Origin of the sequence: Plesiomonas sp. PI-19, assembly GCF_021368255.1 — a bacterium.
GTDB classification, from domain to species: domain Bacteria; phylum Pseudomonadota; class Gammaproteobacteria; order Enterobacterales; family CAMTGL01; genus Plesiomonas; species Plesiomonas shigelloides.
On the sequence record NZ_JAJNMQ010000001.1, the window covers coordinates 1,948,155 to 1,967,985 of the forward strand.

A 19,831-nucleotide genomic window follows, 5' to 3' on the forward strand; every position below is an offset into this window, starting at 1 on the left:
CATTGCCCGTATTTTTCTACCCCCTTTTTGTGCCATTTTCTGCGTCAATGACATGTCAGCCCGGAGGTTAACCAACCCAATATGGACCCAGAACCCGTACCCGGTTTCGCAAAGCGAAATCACCGGTCTGGCTGACTGATTGACAGGCGGCCTGACCGGACAACACCCGATCAGGCGGTCCGCGTATCGTGTAACCCACAATACGCGATCTGCTTGTGCACCCTTTCGCCAAGTCCGTACGCTGTCGGACGTAACAAAGGTACCGCCCAATGCAATTTACTCGTATCTCGCAGCAGCTATTTGCACTGCTGACCCGCAGCCTGCCTCGCCGGCTGTTCCAACGTGACCAACTGCCCACCAAAGGCCCCGCGACGGGCTCTGCGCCAATACCAAGTGGCCTATCCGCCTTTTATCTGCAACAAGCTGCGCGCAGTGAAACCGACCTCTACCGGCATTTCACCAGCCACCCCGAAGGGTTAAATGAAAAAGAGGTGGAAGCGGCGCGCGCCCAATACGGTGAGAACAGTGTGGATGCCCAACAAGCGCCCTCACAGTGGCAACATTTGTGGCATTGCTATCGCAACCCGTTCAACTTGCTGCTGACCGTGCTGGCGATCATCTCCTATGCCACCGAAGACCTGCAAGCGGCCATCGTAATTGGCTTGATGGTGCTGATTTCCACTTTCATGCACTTTATTCAGGAGTCACGCTCTAACCGCGCCGCCGACAAGCTTAAAGCGATGGTGTCGAACACGGCCACCGTGCGCCGTAGCCATGTGCGCACCGGTGAAACCCGTCAGTTTGAGTTACCGATTAGCGAGCTGGTACCGGGCGATATTCTCACGCTGTCAGCGGGAGATATGATCCCCGCCGATGTTCGCTTGCTCAGTGCCAAAGATCTGTTCGTCAGCCAAGCTGCGCTAACTGGGGAGTCGCTTCCGGTAGAAAAACACGCCGATCGATTCGATAGCGCAGAGCGCGACCCGCTGCAACAGCCCAACCTGTGTTTTATGGGAACCAATGTAGTGAGCGGCACAGCCATCGCCATGGTGATTGCGATCGGCCAACAGACTTACTTTGGCTCGCTGGCCGAACGTGTTATTCGCCAAGACGACACGCCGAATGCATTTCAAACAGGGATCAGCAAAGTCAGTTGGCTGCTAATTCGCTTCATGTTGGTGATGACGCCGATTGTGCTGCTGCTCAATGGCTTTACCAAAGGGGACTGGTGGGAAGCCGCCCTGTTCGCGCTCTCGGTCGCCGTGGGGCTGACGCCCGAAATGTTACCGATGATTGTCACCTCAACGCTGGCTAAAGGCGCGGTGCGCTTGTCGCGGCAAAAAGTGATCGTCAAGCGCCTCGATGCCATCCAAAACTTCGGGGCGATGGATATTCTGTGCACCGATAAAACCGGCACCCTGACGCAAGATAAAATCGTTCTGGAGCGCCACACCGATATTACCGGCCAGCCTTGTGAGCAAGTACTGCGCTATGCTTGGTTGAACAGCCATTACCAGACTGGGCTGAAAAACCTGCTCGATGTAGCCGTACAAGAACGTGTCGCCGAGCAAGGTCTGCACTTTACCCTACCGGGGCTTCATAAAGTGGATGAGATCCCGTTTGATTTTGTCCGGCGGCGGATGTCAGTGGTCTTGGCGACAACGGCGCAAACGCATCTACTGATCTGCAAAGGCGCACTGGAAGAGATGCTGAGCCTGTGCCGTTATACCCGTGTGGAAGGCGAAGTGATTGCGCTGGATGAAAACCGACTGGCGCAAATTCGTCGCCACACAGATGATCTCAATCAGCAAGGTTTACGCGTGGTGGCCGTGGCCAGCAAAACCTTGCCATCGACACGCAGCCAGTACAGCGTCGACGATGAATATGAGCTGATTTTAGAAGGCTACATTGCCTTTTTAGATCCACCGAAAGAGACCACCGCACCAGCCTTGGCGGCGCTACAAGCCAGCGGGATCACGGTCAAAATCCTGACCGGCGATAACCCACGCGTGGCCGCAAAAGTGTGTCGCGATGTCGGGCTGGATGTGCAGAACATCTTGCTGGGCGAAGAGATTGAGGCAATGGATGATGCTGCGCTTGAGCAAGCGGCACGTCAGACGCAAGTGTTTGCTAAGCTGACGCCACTGCATAAAGAGCGCATCGTGCAATCGCTGCGCGCGCAACAGCATATCGTCGGTTTTATGGGCGATGGTATCAATGATGCGCCCGCCCTGCGTGCCGCCGATATTGGCATCTCCGTTGACTCGGCGGTGGATATCGCCAAGGAAGCCGCCGATATCATCTTGCTGGAAAAAAGCCTGATGGTGCTGGAGCAAGGCGTGCTGGAGGGGCGTAAGACCTTCGTCAATATGCTCAAGTACATCAAAATGACCGCCAGCTCCAACTTCGGTAACGTTTTCAGTGTGCTGATCGCCAGTGCATTTTTGCCCTTTTTACCGATGCTGCCGATTCATTTGCTGATCCAAAACCTGATGTATGACATCTCACAGGTGGCGATCCCATTTGATAATGTGGATGACGAGCAACTGCAAAAGCCACAACGTTGGAATGCCGGCGATTTGGGGCGTTTCATGGTGTTTTTTGGCCCCATCAGTTCGGTCTTTGACATTCTGACTTACTGTCTGATGTGGTATGTGTTCCAAGCCAACAGTATTGATAGTCAGACCCTATTCCAGTCCGGCTGGTTTGTGGAAGGGTTACTGTCACAGACCTTGATTGTGCACATGATCCGTACCCGCAAAATCCCGTTCTTGCAAAGCCGCGCCTCGTCGCCTCTGCTGGCGATGACGTTGGTAGTGGTGAGTGTAGGGATTGGGCTGATCTACTCGCCGCTAGCCCCCCACTTGCAGCTTGAGGCGCTGCCGCTGAGTTACTTCCCGTGGCTGCTGCTGATCCTCAGCGGCTATATGTGCCTGACTCAGTTAGTCAAAGGCTGGTTTGTGCGCCGATACGGCTGGCAGTAATTATTATCACTCAACTTTCTTTGCCCAAAACCGGTCGCTAGCGGCCGGTTGGCTCGTTCTTTCCTTTCTTCTTTCCTTTAGCTGTTACCGGTCTTCCCAAACGGTAATCGCTTTTTTTATCCCTCTATTTTTCCGTGCTTTTGTGATGCTTTGCGCTCTAACAGCGGCTCTTGTCTTGTTCTGTTAGGGACGGTGCTTGTTATACCGTGATTGCGGTGGCGGAGTTCTTGCCCAAGAATAAAATCTCGTCACTATGCACCAGATTACATACGCCAGATCACAATAGTTCCAATCAAGTTATTGGCATATGCCAATAATGATCGCATAATGACACAGTGATATATCAGGAGCCGCCTTCTTTATGGTCAGACCCAAAAAACCGCGCTGTATCTGTTCCCATGCCCCGTTTACCTTGTTTAAACCCAACGGTATTCCGGCCAGTCAGCTGACCTTACAGCAATTAAAAGCCGACGAGTTCGAAGCTCTGCGTTTGGCTGATCTGATGGGCCTGCAACAAATCCAGGCGGCCGCCCTGATGGGCGTGTCCAGACAGACTTTTGCCAATTTGGTGAAAGAAGCCCGGCGCAAGGTCGCCGCCTGTCTGGTACACGGACAAGGCTTACAACTGGAGAGAATTCCCGATGACGATCACTGCGATCCCGCTGCTGAATGACGGCAGTTTAAGCGGACACTTTGCCCGCGCGCTGCGCTTTGCGCTGTATAGCCCACAGGGCGAGTATCTATCCGATTTGGCATTGCCCCCCCTGAGTAATGAAGGGCATTGCCAGCGTAACCACGCGGTGCTGCTACAATTAAAACAGCAAGGGGTAAGCCGTGTGGTGGTGCGCCGCATTGGCCAGAAAATGCTGGGTAAGCTGCTCGCGGCGGGTCTACGCGTCTATCAAGCCAATCGCCGCGCCATGCCAGAAGCTCTGCTAAATGCCGAGCTCACCGAGCTGACTTCGGCGGAACAAGGGAGTGTTGGCGCGAATCAGCGTACGTCAAAATCGCACGGCGGTCACTGCAGCGGTGGTGCTTGTCATAACCATAACAATAACCACAGCCATGCTGCAAAAGGTGAAGCGCATAGTGATAGTGGTTGTTGTGGTCATGCCAAGCGTGCACAGCCGAAAATTGGCATGACGCGTTTTGGTCGCTGAGGAGAAAACATCATGATTTATCTGATCGCCTTCGGGATCTTCGGCATTATGATTTTACTGATGATGATTGGTCAGCTGCTGACCAAACGCCAGATTCAAGGAAGCTGCGGGGGCTTAAGCCAAGCCGGTATTGAGCGAGTATGTGACTGCGAAGAAACCTGCGCCAAACACCGCTTATACCAAATCAGTGAACCTTCCGCCGCGCCTTCTGCACCGGAAGCGGCGGCCAACAAAACTGCGCAGCAATAAACGCAGGCAACCCGTTATCACACACAGCAAAGCGGCAGACGGAGTGACCGATTTTCTGATACCATGCGACACAATATGTTCCGCGTTAACACGCGCGTTTAAGAGAGAGTGACGCCATGAGCCAATTAGGAAATGATCTGCAGGCCAATCTGGCCCTGTTTGCCGCTGAAACCCAGCAGACCGGCGTGGTCTGGGGCCTGTGTCAGGATGAAGTGGACTGGCTGTCAATGGAGTCGACCCAGTTTGAAGACGGCGAAGTGATGCCGTTTTGGTCTAACGAGGCGGATGCCCGTGTCCATTGTGATGAAGAGTGGGCGGATTTCGTGCCAACGCCGATCCCTCTGAACCTGTTCATGAACGAATGGCTGCTGACCCTGACCGAAGATGGCGTGCTGCTGGGTCTGAACTGGAATGCCGATCTGGAAGGTGATGAGCTGGAGCCAGAAGCAGTCGCTAAGCTGTTTATCTAACGGTGTATGCCACTAATCTCTGCGCAGCCCCACGTGGTTGGTTGAGATAAAATCGCTCAGTATCGACATGCTGTATGACTGATAACAAAGGGCTGCGCTAACGCGGCCCTTTTCTTTTCCGTACGCGCAAGTAAGTACAAGTAAGCGTGCATTCTCTTTTCCCGCTTGATCTCTTCCCTAATATTCCTGTCGCCCATTTCTGATTCTTTTTATGCATGCCCGTTTTCACCGCATACAGCCATTAGCGCAAAGATTATTCCCGTATAGGCCATCACCGTAAAAGGTAGACTGCGATCAACAGGTTATCTACCACCGCCACCTTCCCTTCTTCTTCGGTATATTCATATTTAGGCATACATTTTGCTTAACTCATTAAAAGTCATACAAAACAGTTTAATAAAACCTAAAAACACGACGTTATGACGAAAAGTGACAAATAAATAACTCTTATTCTCATTTGCCGCCGAAAACAGGATGTAATTCATGACAGCATGCCGGTATTTTGTCGCAGCCACACTGTTAGTCAGTAGCGGATTATTCTGCCAAGGATTACATGCGCAAGGGCTACTGGGCGCGGATGTGCCGCGGCAAGCGATTCAAGACAGCAGCCGCCAGCTCAATCGCTGGTTGGAAGAGCAGCGCTATCGCCAGTTAGAACAAGGCAGCAGTGCGCCGCTATCCGCGCCCGCCGCCGTGCTGCCCGAATCAGAACAGTGCCTGCCGCTATCCGCCGTCTATTTGCGCGGCGTAACGTTACTGGATAAACAGAGCCTTCACGCTTTGCCACAAGTATCGCCGCAGTGCATCACTACCGCAGCGCTCAATGCGTTGATCCGCCAACTCACCGAGGCTTACTTGCAACGCGGTTACATCGCTGCGCGCGTGATTTTGCTGCCAGTAGATGCAAAAGGCGCCCTCACCTTGCAGGTGATTGAAGGGCATCTGGAGGCAATTGAAGGCGATAGCACACTGGTCAACAGCGCCACCTTGCTACCGGGGAAAACGGGGCAGCCGCTGAATATCCACGATCTGGATCAAGCGCTGGATCAAGCCAACCGACTCGCAGCGAACCACGTGCAAGCCGATATCCTGCCAGGACGCACCCCTGGTGGCTCGGTGATCCATTTGCTGAATACCCCCGACAAACGCTGGCACCTAACCGCCAGCACCGACAACGAAGGCCAAAAGAGTACCGGCCGTTGGCAAACTCGCCTGAGCGCTGCGTTGGACAGCCCCCTCGGCCTGTCAGACAGCCTGAATATGAGCGCGGCCACCACGCTAACCGATGATACCGAACGCTATAATCGCAGCTATACCCTGCTCTACAGCGTGCCTTATGGCTACGCCACTTTCAGCGCATTTGCCAGCCACAGTGATTATCTCAACACGCAGCCGCTGCAGATTTACTCCGTGCAGCTCAGTGGCCACACCGATCAAGCCGGACTGCGCGCCGATTATGTGGTGGCGCGAGATCAACGCAGCATCAATACCCTGTCAGTGCAACTGACGCGCAAACAAAGCCGTAATTACTTCGCCGATGCTTTACTGGGGATCAGCAGTCCAACCCTGAGCGTGCTGTCACTCAGTGCCGCGCGAATGCAAATTCTCGATCGCGGCTTAGTCAGCCTGAGTGCCTCGGTCGATCAAGGTACGCCGTGGCTTGGCGCTGATGCGCCGCCACCGAGTGGCCTGTCTGGTCTGCCCGACAGCCACTTTACCAAATTCACGGTAAATGCCGACCTGTACCGCTACTTCCAGCCTGCCGGTTTGAACCTGCAATGGCACAGCCAGCTGGCGGCGCAATACAGCGCCGATCCCCTGCCGGGGATCGAGTGGTTTACCGTTTCAGACACCTATGCCGTCCGTGGCTTTTCATCGAGCAATGTGGCCGCCGACAGCGGCGCATTCTGGCGTAACGATCTCACCTACCGACGCCCGCTGCTGGGCGGCGAGCTGCGCCTGCTAACCGGTGCCGATATCGGCCAGACCTTACGCGGCGCGACTCATAACCCGACTTACTATGCCGGCGGCCTGACCGTTGGCTCCGATTACCAATATCAGGCCGTACAGGCCGGAATCCGTGTCAGCCGTGGCCGTATGTGGTCAGCAGGCCGGCACACGACCGAACCGCTGCGGGTACTCGCCCGTTTTAGTGTCAGCTTCTGACGTGCGGATCAAGGAGAACAGTGTATGACTCACTTTAAACTTTCAGCTGCCGGCAAACTCACCGTGGCGTTAGCCATTGCCCTTACCGTTACCACGCCGGCCAGTGCCGCGGGGATCATTGCGGGTGGTACTAATCAGCCACAGGTCAGCACCAATGCGCAGGGAACCGATATCGTTAATATCGTTGCGCCTTCCGCATCCGGGCTATCACATAACCAGTATCAGAACTATTCGGTGGATGGTTCAGGCGCAGTCCTGAACAACGCCCTGCAAGCCGGTCAATCGCAACTAGCCGGTCAACTGCAAGCCAACAGCAATTTGCACGGACAAGCCGCTAAAATCATCCTGAACGAAGTGGTAACCCGTAATCCATCGTTGCTGCTCGGTCAGCAAGAGGTGTTCGGTATGGCCGCCGACTTTGTGCTGGCTAACCCAAATGGCATTACCTGTAATGGCTGCGGCTTTATCAATACACCGCGCTCTTCTCTGGTGGTCGGTAGCCCCAACGTCAGCGATGGCAATTTGCACGGCTACACCACATTGAATAACCGCAACGCCCTGCAAATTGGTCAAGGCGGGGTGCACGGTGCCGATGTGCTGGATCTGATCGCACCGAAAATCGATGCCCGTGGCCCAATTACTGCCGGACAAGCCATTCACGCCATCAGCGGCCTGAATGAGGTCAGCCTTGACGCCAAGATCACCTACAGCGCCCCTGTCGGCGGTAATGGCCTCGACAGCTATTACTTAGGCGGGATGCAAGCCGGCCGTATTCGACTGGTTAGCACCGCTGCGGGCAGCGGCGTCAACATCAGCGGCGCACTCAAAGCCGCGCAAGGCATTGATGCGGACAGCCGTGGCGATATGACCCTAACTGCCGCCAACTTGCATGGCGGCGACATCAACCTCACTGCCCAGAATCTGACACTGCGCGGCGAAGTGCAGCACCACGAACAATCATCACAAGGTGCGGATAACTACCAAAATTACCGCGGCGGTATCGATCGCGGTAGCCATCAGCAAGAAGAGAGCCTGACCCGCAGCAGCCTGCACGGTAATGACATTAAATTAGTCAGCCGTGACAATCAGCACCTCTCCGCTACTGATGTGGACGGCCAGCAAGTCACCCTACAAGGGCGCAATGTCACTCTCGACAGCCAAGTCACCCGCAACAGTCAGGAAAAACACGATAACCAGTGGTTCTATTCGTGGGAGCATAACGAGTCATCCTCATCACTGAATGAAACCCAGCACGGCACCCAAATCCGCGCCGCCAAACAAGCGCACGTGATTGCTGACCAAGATGTGACCCTCACCGGTAGCCGCATTGATAGCGGCAACGATCTGAGCGTTAAAGCCGGCGGTAAACTGACCTTACAAGGCGCGCAGGAGCAACACCGTAGCCAACACACCCTGTATGTGAAAAATGAAACGGCGGCCCTGCGTAGCGGCACCGAACGCCAAGAAACGCAAGACGATAAACTGCAGCAGGCAGCTCTGCACAGTGGTGGGCATTTAACCTTACAAGCGGGAGATAATCTGCGCGCGGATGCCGCCGATTTGAAAGCCGCCGGAAATCTGAATCTCAGCAGTGCAAAACAGCTGCAACTGGGCATTCAAGAAGTCCAAACCCTGAATGCCAACGAAAATAACCATCGCTACTGGGGTGGCATTGGTGGCGCAAACGAAGCAGAGAAAAGCCGTCGTAGCACACAGGTACAAGGGACACACCTGCAAAGCGGACAAACGCTGACCCTGAACGGTCAACAAGGTGTCGAATTGGTGTCTGCCGATGCGAACGCTCGCCAAGGGGCTTATGTCAGCAGCAACGGTGATATTCACATTCGAAGCGCTAACAGCAGCACACAAGAGCGGGATCACAGCCGTACCGGCACTGCATTTAACATCACCAAGCACGCTGAAACCACTGCTGCGCAGGATACCCGCAATCAAGGCAGCGATCTGCGAGCAGAGCAAGACCTGAAAGTCAGTGGCGGGCAAGACGTCACCTTAACTGGCAGCCGCCTGCAAAGCCAAGGCACCACCGAGATCAACGCAGGCAAAAACCTGCACATTGAGCAAGGCTCCAACACTCATCAAAGCAGCAAAGAAACCGCCGACGTGCACGGCACCACCTATGCGCACAAATCCGGTGACAGCGAATACCGCGCCGGCGCAGGTTTAGAGTTCACCCGTGACAGCCACAGCGAAAGCGCGCAAACCGCCGCGCACAGCCAGCTCAGCGGCCAAGACCTGACCTTGAAAGCCGGTGAAAACGTAAGCGTACAAGGCGGTGAGCTGAGCAGCAAACAAGACGCCACGCTGAGAGGCAAAAATATTGAACTGACCGGAGCGAAAGAAAGTCACAGCCAGCAAGATTCCCATCTGCAAACCGGTGCCGGAATTTATGTACGCGGAGGACTGGATCAAGCGGGCTTAGGCTTAGAAAGCAGCACCACTCACAGCAGTGAGCAAAGTGCGTCGCAAACCGAACAAGGCACCCGTACCCACACCGGCGGTAACCTCACCCTGAACGCCAGCGACACCTTAACCCAACAAGGCGCGCAACATAGCGTGCAAGGCAACTATCAGGAAAATGCCGCGCAAAGCTCGCATCTGGCCAGTGCCAACCATAGCCAGAGCAGCACATCGCACACCAGCGTGACCACCGATCTGGGAGCTGCGGTCGATTACAGCGCTATCACACGTCCAGCCGTAGAGGCGGTGAAAAAGATCACCCATGCGGATGTCGACGGCGGCAAAGCCTCCTTCAATGAAGCGAAACAAGGCATTCCAGAGCTGCAAGGTACGCTGCAAGTGAATGTCGATCACAAGACCAACAGCCAAGAGCAAACTACCCAGCAGGGAACCCAAATTCAAGCCGGTAACATTGCTGTGAATACGCAAGGAAAACTGACCGACCAAAGCAGCCAATATCAGGCCACCGCCGGTAATATCGATATCAATAGCGGTAGCTATGAACACCGCGCCGCGCAAGATGAAACCCGGACTCACCAAAGCCACACCACCGGCAATCTGTCGGTGACAGCAGCCACTACCACCGGTGAAGATCTGCGTTTAAGCGGTGAACTTGGCATCAACCATCAAGGTGAAAACCAATCCCAGCAGAATAGCCATCAAGGCTCTTTGCAAGCCGCGCACAACGTGAATATCACCAGCCACGGCGATAGCACACTGCAAGGCGTCGCAATCAACGCCGGACACGACGCTAACCTGCAAGCAGGCCAAAAGCTGACTATCCAAGGCGGTGAAAGCCACGCGCAAGGTAACAGCTACCATGCGGGCGGCAGCCTGAATGCGAAAGGCACGGTATTGCCTGTTCCTACCGACGTCAGTGGCGGCGGCTCACTCAATCTGGGTTATGCCAGCAACAGTCAAGATGGTGGACAAAGCACGCAGATTACCGCCGGTAACAACCTGAATCTGCATAGCGGTCAAGGCCTCAGCGTACAGGGAACAGACTTGCAAGCTGGCCACAACGCGGCGCTGCGTAGCGATCAGGGCAGTGTCAGCCTCAGTGGCAGCCAGTCGCAGCAAAACGCGCAAGGCGGCAATATCGAACTGGCACTGAATGCCAACCGCAAACAAACTCCAGCTTCTGATAATGCTGTAACCGAAACAGCACCTAGCACAGCCAGCGCCGTCAGCAAGGTGGTCAAGACTGGCAGCGGCTCAGTTAAACTCGATGGCAATCTGCACCGCGAAACCCGCCAGCACAACAGCAGCGTGCAAGCGGCTAACGTAACCATCGACAGCGCGCAAGACACTCGCTTGCAAAATAGCAGCGTAAAAGGCGAGCAAGTCGCTATCACCAGTGGCGGTAACCTGCAACTCGATAGCCGTGAAGATAGCGTGCTGGATCTGAGCGCTAAACTGAACGCCGGTGCAACCCATACCGATGCCAAGGATGACAAAGGCAATAGCGCGACCCTCGGTCAATCCATCCTGAAAAATGGCACTTTAGATAGCGAAGGCCACGCCCTGCGTAGCCATGAAGTGACCCAGAGCAGCCAAATTGACGCACGCGATGATGTGACATTGCAAACCGGCGGCGAAACGCGCCTGCACGCAGCGCAAATTCACAGCGAGCAAGGTCAGGTTAAACAAACCGGCAGTGCCGCCGTGCTGACCGATAACCAAGGCCACAAAGACGAAGCCAGCTGGAAAGCGGATATCGCCAACAGCCTGCGTCGTCTGTTCGGGGGCAAAGACAGTGAATCAAAAGAAAAACTGCCCGTTTCCGGTCAATATCAACCCACTGATAGCGTAACTCATTCCTCCATTACCGAAGGTAAAGCGCAGTCATAAGCCTGCGCGAGCATATCGCTTAAAACACGAACGGGGAGCTTAAGCTCCCCGTTTTTTGTGCAATCGGTTCTTTTGTGCAATCAGATTTTCCGCTCACATTCCCAGCAGCACGTATTTGGTTTCCAGATAATCCCCTAAACCGTATTTCGAGCCTTCGCGGCCTTGTCCGGACTCTTTCACCCCACCAAACGGCGCCACTTCCGTTGAGATGATGCCACGATTAATGCCCAGCATGCCCACTTCCAGCTCGTCAACCAAACGCCAGATCCGCTTCATATTCTGGGTGTAGGCGTAACCGGCCAAACCGCTCAGGGTGTTATTGGCACGCACAATCACTTCATCGTCATGATGGAAGCGGAAACAGGCGGCAATCGGCCCAAACGTCTCTTCTTGCGCAATCAGCATACTGTCTTGCATCTCACTTAATACGGTAGGAGCAAAGAAATTGCCGCCCAGCGCTTTGCCGCCACAGCGCAGCACCGCGCCCTGCGCCAGCGCATCAGTTACGTGCGCGCTGACTTTGGCTACCGCATCGGCATTAATCAACGGGCCAATCTCGGTGTGCGGGTCTAAACCATTACCTACCCGCAAGCGGCTCACCGCTTCCGCCAAACGTGAGGTAAACGCCTCATACACCGTATCGTGGACAAAAAAGCGGTTCACGCACACGCAAGTCTGGCCGGCATTACGAAACTTGGCGGCCACCGCCCCTTCCACTGCCGCATCAATATCCGCATCGTCAAATACGATAAACGGCGCGTTACCGCCCAGCTCCAGCGAACATTTTTTCAAGGTCGGCGCGGATTTTTGCATCAGCATCTTGCCCACTGCGGTGGAGCCAGTGAAGGAAATCTTCCGCACTTGTGAGGATGACAACCACACCTCGCCAATGGCGCGCGCATCGCCGGAGATCATATTCAGCACGCCATCGGGCACGCCAGCTTGCTGCGCCAGTACGGCCAGCGCCAGCGCACACTGCGGCGTTTCTTCAGACGGCTTAACCAGCAAAGTACAACCGGCGGCCAGCGCAGCACCGGCTTTACGGGTGATCATCGCCAGCGGGAAATTCCACGGCGTAATAGCGGCGACAACACCAATCGGCTGTTTGACCACACAGATACGGGTATCGGCCTGCACCGAAGGAATAATATCCCCGTACACTCGCTTGGCTTCTTCGGCAAACCACTGCAGGAAACTGGCCGCATAACGCACTTCGCCCCTAGCTTCTTGCAGGCTCTTGCCCTGCTCTTCACTCATCAACACCGCCAGTGCTTCGCTGTTATCCAGCATCAGCTGATACCAACGATACAAAATCTCGCTACGCTGAGCAGCAGGCAACTTTTTCCACGCCGGTAACGCCTGCTCCGCGGCGGTCAGCGCTTGGGCGGCTTCGGCTGCGCCCGCAAACGCAACCCGTGCGCGCACCTCTTCAGTTGCAGGATTAAACACCGGATAGGTATTTTCGGAAGCAATCCACTGCCCACCGATAAAATGGGATTCTTTTAGCAGGTTATTCATCACGTTATCGCCCCATTGTTCTTCTGGCTGAAAATAATAATTTGTATAATAAAAGATTAGGCGTTCGCAGAGATAGCGCTGTTGAAGAGTTCTGTTGTAAGGGAAGATGAGTGCCGATGGATTTTTCTGCTGCGGCTGCCGCCTGTTACCCCGCCCAACATGCCCTGTATCGCACATGAGGCCCACCAACCCAATAGGGCTAGGCTGCCGATATAGCGCCGCGATTCACACACTGTCACGGACATCATCACAGTACATACACGCGTTATACCCTAGCAGGCCACTTTGTTTTTGGCTCTGATCGGTGCCGCAGTATCAGTTAAGGATAATCAGGATGTTGCCATCTTTCGTTGGTCACCGGTCGTGCCGGTCACTCAGTTTGCCTCGTTTGTTTTATCCGGTGCGCCGCGCATGGCTTGGCATTGCCCTCGCCGTCAGCAGCATGCCCGTCTGGAGCGCCGAGCCGGCCACCAGCACACCAACAGCCGCCAGTGCTTCGCTTCCCGCCAGTCAAGACATCAGCTGGCCAGCCGGTACCCCACTGACCATCGCGCTGGAAAAAGGCCGCTTAAGTGTGATTGGCCGCGATGACGATAAGCCTACTGTCACCCTGACCATCGATTCCATGGAGCTTACGCGCCCAGAAAACGATGCGGCGCGCAAATTGTCAGAGCTACCACCACTGGTGCGCGAGGTACGCATCCAGCCCGAAGGCAAAGGCCAGCGCGTGATTTTACCGACGCCGCCCTCACTGGATCTGATGCAAGTCAGCGGCGTTCACGCTAACTTGAGCGTTCCTAAGCACTTTACTGGCGTGCTGAATATCCGAGGCAAGCTGGTGGATCTGGATCTGCACTCGTTCTCCGGTACCGTATCGGCCAGCACGTTGAGCGGTAAAACTACCGCCCGCGATTTGCACGGCATTATCCATCTGTACAATCAGCTCGGTAGCCTGCAAACCCACAATCTGAACGGCACCCTGCGTCTGCAACAAGCCGTAGGCGCACTTACCGACACCGCCAGTCAAGGCAAGGTCGCTTATAAGGTTATCCGCGGTCAGCTAACGGTGGATAGCCAAGCCAACGAGATCAGCATCGAACAAATTGACGGCACGCAAAAAATCCAAGCGACACAAGCCACCCGCTTGAGCGATAACCTGCAAACCGGTCAGGCCACGTTACTGCTGCCCGCCAGCCTGCAACAGGGCGATATTCAGACCGTCAACGCCGCGCTGTCGATACAAGTCGCGCCAGAATTTGCCGGTACGATACAGCTCAATGGCGGCGCCGGTGGCGACATCGTCAACCAGCTGACCACCGAACAAGCGCAACCTATCCATCTGCCATTGCCGGACAAAGCTCTGACGCTGCAACGCGGCGCTGCCGAGACCAAAATCACCGTCAGCACCATCAACAGCACGATCACGCTGCTACCGGCACAAGCACAAGCACAAGCACAAGCACAGTGAGATGTCATCACGCGCACCAATTTTACGCATGTCCGTTTTTAAGACAGGGAAAAGAATGATGGATACCCGATTAGCGCGCAGTCGCCCGCGCGCTCATGCCCGTTTGCTGTTTGTCAGTGGTCTGCTTAGCTGCATCGCCCCGTGGTCGGCGCACGCGGCGCAAGAGAGCGTGGCTGACAGCACAGTGAACGCCACCGGCACGCGTGCGCTAACCGCGCCGGCCAACCACCCAGCAACCAAGTCAGAGCCACCATCGGTCGACAGTTTGCTGCAAAGCAAGCCGGTGCATGGGCCGTTAACGCTACCCAATAGCGATGAGCAAGCGACGCTGGGCTTTTATCAGCAAGGCAATCAGGTCTACGCCCTGTACAGCCGCCCCGATTATCAAGATGAAAGCCAGACCTATCACGATCTGATTGATAGCTTTACCGATGCGCACATCAGCGCGGTATTTTTCCAAGATCTCGATGGCGGCGACAATAATGAAGTGGTGGTGATGTACAAAGATAAGCAAGGTCAACACCTGCGCGCCTATGCCATGATGGATGGCAGCTATATCCCGCTCAACGCCATGCAATCCAAGCTCAATGCGCTATCGCCCAGCATCCAGCCCTTTACGGTTGCCGCCAGCCGCAAAGCCTTGCGCACCTTACAACCGCAAGATTACCGCGTCAGCTATGACTTACCGGCTGATAGCCCATCGGATATCAAAGCGCTGTTACGTGGCGAACTGCAAAGCCCCGCGCAACCGGCCGGCTATCTGGATGAGCAAGGCTACCCTGTTGATAAGGCCGCGATCGCCACATTTGCGATTACCCGTTATCCAGCACTGACGCGCTCCGTCACCACCGCCGATGGCCGAGTACTGACCTATATGTTAACCCAAGTCTTAGCCCGTAACGGCGGATGCCAAGGTGAGGATTACAGCTTTAACACCTTGAAAATCGGCTATATGCGCGCTGACCTCCCGCCCGCCATATTTGACTACGACGACGAAGCGTCATTAATCAACCATCCTCCGTCGCCCAAACCAGAATACGACGGCCCGTATCTGCAATTTAGTGTCACTAACTGCTATGCCATGCCACAGGAATACGGCAACTACGTGCAAGGTAAACAGCAAGGGCGCTGGGAATCTGTCTATCCCGACGAAGGCATTTTGCAATCCGGCGGCAACTATGTTGACGGCCAACGCCAAGGCACTTGGACCGAATGGGATAGTGCCAGCAACAACAATTGGCACGGCCAATATAAAGATAATTTCAAGGAGGGATTATGGCTGCTCACCACCGATAGCCAACCGCCGGTGGTGCTGGCACGGGAAAATTACCGTCATGGCCTGCGTAACGGCCCTGCCGAACGCTATACACAGCTCGCCGAGGATGACGCGCCAAGTTCGGCGAACAGCGCCAATGCGCTGCGGTTGATCTATAAAGGCGAATACCGCGATGAGAAGAAAGTCGGTCATTGGATAGAAATGGTCGATGGCAAACGCCAAGAGTCAGACTATCAGGATGACGTCCTGCACGGCGTCCAGAAAAAGTATAACGCGGACAATGTACTGATCCAGCAAAGTACCTACCAGCATGGCCAGCTGCAAGGTGAAACGCGACGTTTTTATTCATCAGGGCAATTATTGCAAATAACCAATTACCAGCAGGGTCAACCGGTGGGCGAAGAGTTTTATTTCTATGATGGCCAAGTCAAAACCGGCCCATTACGGTCTTGGCAAAACTGGAAACTGATCAAACCGGCTGACCCCAATGCCCACTGCGATGCGCAAGACGAAGAAGATTGTACTCCGGCTGGCAAGCCACGCCCCGTCAGTATTCTCTTCGGCGAACAGCGCGAATATGCGGAAAACGGCCGCCTGACATCTTTGTCTTATCAAGCGGGGGAAACCAAGGAAGGCAATGCCTACCGCTTTAATGATCGCGGCCAATTATACGATGTGTCGGCGTATTATCACGGCAAACAGCAAGGCCTCAGCTCAGGCTATGACGTCGACAAAAAAGAGCCCCGTTTGGTGCGAGTCATGTCGCAATGGAACAACCGGATCTCCGGCGTGAGTTACGGCTTTGATAGCAATAAAAACAGCCTGCGCTACATCGGCCAAGCCTGCCAACAACCGGATGAAACCTATGCCGGCCAGCCTTATCTCTGGGATAACGCCGGCGCCAGCTGTGGCTCACAATTTACTTTCCATCCGAACGGACAGGTAGAGCGGATCACGTGGAAAGACAGTGGCTGGGATATCACCGAAGTGGTCTACGGTGAAAGCGGTGACCTCGGATTCGAACTGCGCTATGCGGGCAATAATGTCTTTTTTAAAAACCGCTATATGACGGGCAGTAAGAGCGAGTCTATATGGATTACCAAACTGACCAGCCCCAAGACCCGTACCGAGAAAGGTCGCACCTTTAGCATACCGGTCAACTCCGATAGCGATGGGATTGGCTATAAAAAATACTATACCGATGGTCGTCTACTCGATGAGTCCATCTTCAACGGCACCGACCACCACTGCTGGCGGCGTTACGCCAAAGACGGCAGCATCGAGAATAGCAACAACAAATGTGACGGGATCCCCCCATTGACAACAAACCCAGCAGAGACAGCAAACTCAGCAGAGGCTCCCGTCAGCCAATAAACGGGCAGTGCACATAAACGCGCCCTAAAAATCAGCGATAACTTGCGCTACATCGCACAAAAAAAGCGGCCTTCGTATCTCGACGTGCCGCTTTTTTATCCCAGTGCATCATTCAGGTCTACCAGCGCCGGTCGACCGGTTACCTCCCGCGCCCCTTAACGGTACAAGCGGATCATCGGCAGACAGATCTCCAACTGATACTCCAGCTCCGCTAAAAAACCGCCTAATATCCGCGACAGCGCGGGGTAAAAATCCCCTTCGGTGGCCTGCTGCAACAGCTGCACAAAGCGCCAACTCCACGGCAACAGATGCTCACGTAACAGCTCAATGACCGCCTCTTCGCGCTCTTGCTCCAACAGATAGGCCAGCGTCAGCAGCATCAGACCGATGTGGTCTTCCGGCTCACCAGCAGTGTGGTGCAATAACAGTTGCTGGGTCTGCAAAAAAGCGCGATAACGCCGCGTCGAGGCCGCATCCAGACGGTTTTCCGCATCCTGATAGACCGAGCCCCACGGCGGAACCGGTGCCAAACCCTGCTCCGGTGCGGTAAACAGCACCCGAAACGAATAGGCTTTATCTTCCGTGGTCAGGTGCAACACGCGACACCAATACGGAACTTCATCTTCCTCGGGCCAATCGGCCAACTCCGGCAAGCGGGTCAACGCCGCCAAAAATGGCTCCGCTGCCGCCGAGTCCGGCGCGTAATACAACAATCCACCCAGAATGCGGGCTACACTGGCACTCATAACGGCCCCTGCTCCTGTAGGCATCAGCGGTAACGATGTCGGCCTGATCCGCCTTTGCGTTACCGGCACTCCTGTCCGCAGCGCAGTTTCCCGCTACGGACAGACTCATCCTTGTATTTGAACATCACTCTTGTTAAATAAGCCTCCGCGATCAGCGGCGCAGAGCTTTATTCGTATTACCTTACGTCAGACCCTATTTTATCTGCAACTGGGCATAGCAACATTTTGCTCACATACCGCATCAGTTGCTCATTCTATAAACGGCATGCTCACCCACGGCTCTGATGGACGACTTTTCAGGAAGTCACTTTCCCATGCCCACTGCTGATGTGCCCGCAAAAAAGCCGGTGCATCAAAGGCATGCCCATTCGCTCGGCCAAAGCGCGCGATAATCGTCAGCTGCTTAATATCCTGAGCATCGGCCACTTTACCGTCGACAGAGCCCGCCGGTTGATACGGCACATTCCACACCGCATTCGGGTCAGAGACATACGGTTGTGGATCTTTATCGTACTCAGCACAAATATCACGTGATGACGGATGATCGGCTTTATTCAGGTAGACATCGTAGGTGTCGGCCAACATCGCTTTACCGACCTCGGTATTGATCTTGCCATCATATTTTTCCATCAGCTGGATCCAGCGCAAACGGCGCGCGCCCTCTTGCTGACGGATATCGTTGTAATCGGAATCCGTGCCTTCGATATAACGGATCCGTGGATCTGCCGAGACGTTTTCACCGGTGTAATAGCCTGACGCTGTCTCGTTAAAATACTGGTACACCCGACCTTGGCCAAACTTAGCAATCCGGTTGTTATTAATATCGCCAATCAACCAAGTATTAGCATAACCGCCGTTATTGCCCTCTTGCATCAGCTGCACCCACTTATCAATGTTGGGCGCATACTGTGCAGCTTGCCGTACCCGAATAAATTCAGGGATCCCGCCCGCACTCCAATCTGACACATTGGCAATGGTGGTTTCGACAAACGCCAGCCCAGCACCGGTTTCCCAAAAATCGGTACCAGACTCAATCATGCCCGGCACAGTCTGGAAGGCCATCTTGTAGCCTTTATCTGGCGTGATATTCAAAATTACATTATCAAATTGCCCTGACCAGAAATCATCGAACGTTTCATGCCCAATCACGATCCCCTTGCCGGCAGTGGCCTTACCGGTCGCCACAAAGGCGCTGCAATTACCGTGCGCCTCAGCGCGCAGTGCGGGCGCAGCCAACTGCCCCAGATCTTGCTTGTTCACACTTGGATAAGGCGACGGAAATTTCGAAGCATTAATCAGCCCCGGCTCCACCCACTTGCTGTACTCTTGCATCCCCACTGAAGGCCACCAATAACCGGTCAGCTCAATCAAATCGTTCCAAGTAACAATGTCATCCAGCGAAACCTGCAGCCCCGCAGCGCTCAGGCCATCGGCCACCCCTTGCATCTCTTGCAACAACTCGGCGGGGATCTTCCCTTCGGTCTGCTCTATCGCCGCTTTTTTCCACGCGTGATAAGGCACACCGGAGGTTAAGTAGGTCATGCTCCATAACCCTTTCCACGCCGATTTAAAATCGGGCGCAATCAGATAGCCATATTGAAAGCCACGGGCATAGGGTTCGCCTTTAATCCCCACATGCCACCAACCGGCTTTTTTCTCTAACTTGCCACCCGCCAGCCATTTCTTCTGCTGCTCGGTCAACGCCTTTTGATACAGCTCACCGGCCACCGGCTGATTAATTTCAGCCGCCGATTCAGGCGGAATATAGTTCTCTTGTTGTTGGTTAACCTCAGGCGCTGCCTGCGCAGCTAATCTCGGCGTAGCTAATGTCGGCGTAGCCAAGGCCGGAGTGGCCAGCATCAGGCCGGCCATGCTCAGCGCTGCCGCCACTGATCCGGCCAACCGAGAAATTCGGTGATTTGCATTCATGTTCAATAACTCCCTCTGCGTGCCCACAAGCACAGCACATTGCGTGGAAAGACGGGGCGAGATCTGAATATCACGCTACTGCGCATGACTATGCGCGCATAACCGGCAGGAAATCCTGTGCCGCACCATGTACGAATGTAAGCAGACACACAAACTGTGTCT

12 protein-coding genes are annotated in these 19,831 nt (G+C 54.7%); 9 read left to right on the forward strand and 3 right to left on the reverse strand.

Translation table 11 applies throughout. The features are described from left to right. Positions 1–269: 269 nt before the first annotated feature. The 7 genes from mgtA to LQ901_RS08785 all read left to right on the forward strand — a co-directional run bounded on the left by mgtA (position 270) and on the right by LQ901_RS08785 (position 11,358). A complete protein-coding gene (gene mgtA / locus LQ901_RS08755) occupies positions 270–2,984 on the forward strand; it encodes a magnesium-translocating P-type ATPase (RefSeq protein ID WP_233672158.1) in 2,715 nt (904 codons plus the stop codon). Positions 2,985–3,345: 361 nt separating this feature from the next. Continuing rightward, entirely contained in the window at positions 3,346–3,657 is a 312-nt protein-coding gene (locus LQ901_RS08760; RefSeq protein WP_010862080.1) for a DUF134 domain-containing protein, read from the forward strand. Continuing rightward, a complete protein-coding gene (locus tag LQ901_RS08765) occupies positions 3,626–4,144 on the forward strand; it encodes a NifB/NifX family molybdenum-iron cluster-binding protein (RefSeq protein WP_152137153.1) in 519 nt (172 codons plus the stop codon). Before LQ901_RS08760 ends, LQ901_RS08765 begins: the two co-directional genes overlap by 32 nt. Before the next feature lie 12 nt (positions 4,145–4,156). Further along, on the forward strand, positions 4,157–4,393 hold the full coding sequence (gene nqrM / locus LQ901_RS08770; protein ID WP_152137152.1) for a (Na+)-NQR maturation NqrM: 237 nt from the start codon (positions 4,157–4,159) through the stop codon (positions 4,391–4,393). A gap of 116 nt (positions 4,394–4,509) precedes the next feature. Next, complete coding sequence (locus tag LQ901_RS08775; RefSeq protein ID WP_039046309.1) at positions 4,510–4,863, forward strand: DUF2750 domain-containing protein; 354 nt, start codon at positions 4,510–4,512, stop codon at positions 4,861–4,863. 483 nt (positions 4,864–5,346) lie between these two features. Beyond that, the gene (locus LQ901_RS08780) at positions 5,347–7,029 is read left to right on the forward strand and encodes a ShlB/FhaC/HecB family hemolysin secretion/activation protein (protein WP_064977452.1); all 1,683 of its coding nucleotides are present in this window, start codon (positions 5,347–5,349) and stop codon (positions 7,027–7,029) included. Positions 7,030–7,053: 24 nt separating this feature from the next. Continuing rightward, on the forward strand, positions 7,054–11,358 hold the full coding sequence (locus LQ901_RS08785; protein WP_233672159.1) for a hemagglutinin repeat-containing protein: 4,305 nt from the start codon (positions 7,054–7,056) through the stop codon (positions 11,356–11,358). Between the two features lie 93 nt (positions 11,359–11,451). On the opposite strand, the gene LQ901_RS08790 is transcribed toward LQ901_RS08785, so the two are convergent. After that, positions 11,452–12,876 (reverse strand): NAD-dependent succinate-semialdehyde dehydrogenase, encoded by a 1,425-nt coding sequence (locus LQ901_RS08790; RefSeq protein ID WP_233672160.1) that lies wholly within the window; start codon positions 12,874–12,876, stop codon positions 11,452–11,454. Positions 12,877–13,255: 379 nt separating this feature from the next. On the opposite strand from LQ901_RS08790, the gene LQ901_RS08795 reads away from it, so the two are divergent. Next, entirely contained in the window at positions 13,256–14,344 is a 1,089-nt protein-coding gene (locus LQ901_RS08795) for a hypothetical protein (protein ID WP_233672161.1), read from the forward strand. Positions 14,345–14,402: 58 nt separating this feature from the next. Then, positions 14,403–16,994: a toxin-antitoxin system YwqK family antitoxin gene (locus LQ901_RS08800; protein WP_233672162.1), complete on the forward strand. Its 2,592-nt coding sequence runs from the start codon at positions 14,403–14,405 to the stop codon at positions 16,992–16,994. A gap of 155 nt (positions 16,995–17,149) precedes the next feature. On the opposite strand, the gene LQ901_RS08805 is transcribed toward LQ901_RS08800, so the two are convergent. Further along, the gene (locus LQ901_RS08805; protein ID WP_010862089.1) at positions 17,150–17,740 is read right to left on the reverse strand and encodes a molecular chaperone TorD family protein; all 591 of its coding nucleotides are present in this window, start codon (positions 17,738–17,740) and stop codon (positions 17,150–17,152) included. 249 nt (positions 17,741–17,989) lie between these two features. Beyond that, entirely contained in the window at positions 17,990–19,669 is a 1,680-nt protein-coding gene (locus LQ901_RS08810) for a C45 family autoproteolytic acyltransferase/hydolase (RefSeq protein ID WP_218563770.1), read from the reverse strand. Positions 19,670–19,831: the final 162 nt, after the last annotated feature.

Excerpts from the sequence above, each read along its gene's own strand:
- mgtA (WP_233672158.1), top strand. The coding sequence starts at position 270 with ATGCAATTTACTCGTATCTCGCAGCAGCTATTTGCACTGCTGACCCGC.
- LQ901_RS08760 (WP_010862080.1), top strand. The coding sequence starts at position 3,346 with ATGGTCAGACCCAAAAAACCGCGCTGTATCTGTTCCCATGCCCCGTTT.
- LQ901_RS08765 (WP_152137153.1), top strand. The coding sequence starts at position 3,626 with ATGACGATCACTGCGATCCCGCTGCTGAATGACGGCAGTTTAAGCGGA.
- nqrM (WP_152137152.1), top strand. The coding sequence starts at position 4,157 with ATGATTTATCTGATCGCCTTCGGGATCTTCGGCATTATGATTTTACTG.
- LQ901_RS08775 (WP_039046309.1), top strand. The coding sequence starts at position 4,510 with ATGAGCCAATTAGGAAATGATCTGCAGGCCAATCTGGCCCTGTTTGCC.
- LQ901_RS08780 (WP_064977452.1), top strand. The coding sequence starts at position 5,347 with ATGACAGCATGCCGGTATTTTGTCGCAGCCACACTGTTAGTCAGTAGC.
- LQ901_RS08785 (WP_233672159.1), top strand. The coding sequence starts at position 7,054 with ATGACTCACTTTAAACTTTCAGCTGCCGGCAAACTCACCGTGGCGTTA.
- LQ901_RS08790 (WP_233672160.1), bottom strand. The coding sequence starts at position 12,876 with ATGAATAACCTGCTAAAAGAATCCCATTTTATCGGTGGGCAGTGGATT.
- LQ901_RS08800 (WP_233672162.1), top strand. The coding sequence starts at position 14,403 with ATGGATACCCGATTAGCGCGCAGTCGCCCGCGCGCTCATGCCCGTTTG.
- LQ901_RS08805 (WP_010862089.1), bottom strand. The coding sequence starts at position 17,740 with ATGAGTGCCAGTGTAGCCCGCATTCTGGGTGGATTGTTGTATTACGCG.
- LQ901_RS08810 (WP_218563770.1), bottom strand. The coding sequence starts at position 19,669 with ATGAATGCAAATCACCGAATTTCTCGGTTGGCCGGATCAGTGGCGGCA.